1 protein-coding gene and 1 pseudogene are annotated in these 1,327 nt (G+C 55.9%); both read right to left on the bottom strand.

Annotation, left to right across the window (positions count from 1 at the left end):
- Positions 1-903: 903 nt before the first annotated feature.
- A complete protein-coding gene (locus ACFTS5_RS34235) occupies positions 904-1,119 on the bottom strand; it encodes an MbeD family mobilization/exclusion protein (protein WP_128302270.1) in 216 nt (71 codons plus the stop codon).
- A 3-nt stretch (positions 1,120-1,122) separates the two neighbouring features.
- Positions 1,123-1,327, bottom strand: a pseudogene (locus tag ACFTS5_RS34230) (mobilization protein); the annotation flags it as partial.

Genomic DNA, 1,327 nt, shown 5'->3' with positions numbered 1-1,327 from the left:
GCTGATCCCTCTGCCGTACGTCACGTGTAGAAAAAACGCAGGCCTGGCAAACAGCATCGCAAAAAAAGCCCCCCGTAAGGATGCTAATAGAAAAGGTCTCGTTTTGTCAGAATTCCCCTGGTGCAGGGCAAAACAGTTATCGGGCAATTTTCAGAATGCCTTAGTACACGGGAAATGTTTTTTAATTCACGTTTGTCGCGCTGTACACGTCAGAAAATAGGGAAATCGCGGCTTCTTACCGTGCCCTGAGAGGTCGAAAAAGTAAAAAACCCCGCCATCTAGAGCGGGGTGAACCAGGGATAAGATTCAGAATTTCTCACTGTAACCGGGACCAGCAGGCACCGGCTCTCTCTGAGTCTGGAGAAAAATGCTCTGCCGCACAAGCAAACCGGTAAATACAGGCTGACCAGTTCCGCCTTGCCACAAAAAAATCCCGCCGTGACGGCGGGAACATGAGGGTTTCAGGTTTTTTATAATTCTTGTGGCCCGGCTAAGCACCGGAGCACCAGCCTGGCGAAAAAACCAAAGGCGGGCAAGCGTCAGCGTTAAAGCTGCGCCACTTTTCCGACTGATCCCGCCCGGCGGCCGGATTTAACATAAGAGTTCTTGCCCGCACCGCGTCGGACGGGTTCGGCGCGAATGCTGCACCAGTCGGGTAAAAACGGCAGAAAACTCCCCAGTAAACCGCCCCGTTTGCGTCCGATAAATTCCCCCGGATTGCATAGCCATGCAGCCGGGTGAATAGCTCAGGCTTTAAGCGCAGATGCCCGCCAAAAGCCCCGTTTTATCCGATTTTTCACAGCGACGGACCGTTGTACGTCCGCTGCCGCTGCGATCGTTCAAGCTCCAGAGCTTTCTGGTGCTGCGCCGCGCGCTCCTGCTCCCTATGTGCCTCGATGCCGTTCAGCCTTGCGATAACCGGCGCAGCTGCTCGCTCAAACTCTGCACTTGCCTGCTCAAGCCCGTGACGCGCTCGCTCAGCGCCGCGTTCTCCCGTTGCATAAGACCAGACATCGTCCGCCATTCCGCGAAGGCGCTCTCCCACTCGTCCAGCCTTTTCGAGTAGTCCTGCTGTAGCTGCTCTAATGCGCTCAGCAACTGTTTTTCCAGCTCCGTCATGTGCTATTTCCCCGCCAGTATCATCCAGCTCGAATCGTCTCCGAACGTCCCCGCCTCCGGGTTCACCCTCACGCAGCGGCGTCTCTGCTCTCCGCAGGTCGTAAGCTGGACGCCATTGTTCCTCTCCGACAGCATGGCCTGCGTGCTCTTCTGCTCCCGGATGGTCGTGTAGTTCTCGATTATCTGCTGCCCCTGCCACCACAGAATG

Source organism: Nocardia sp. NPDC056952, assembly GCF_042674185.1.
GTDB lineage: Bacteria > Actinomycetota > Actinomycetes > Mycobacteriales > Mycobacteriaceae > Nocardia.
This window is presented reverse-complemented; position numbering and strand designations above follow the sequence as displayed.

Coding starts and splice junctions, on each gene's coding strand:
- ACFTS5_RS34235 (WP_128302270.1), bottom strand. CDS start 1,119: ATGACGGAGCTGGAAAAACAGTTGCTGAGCGCATTAGAGCAGCTACAG.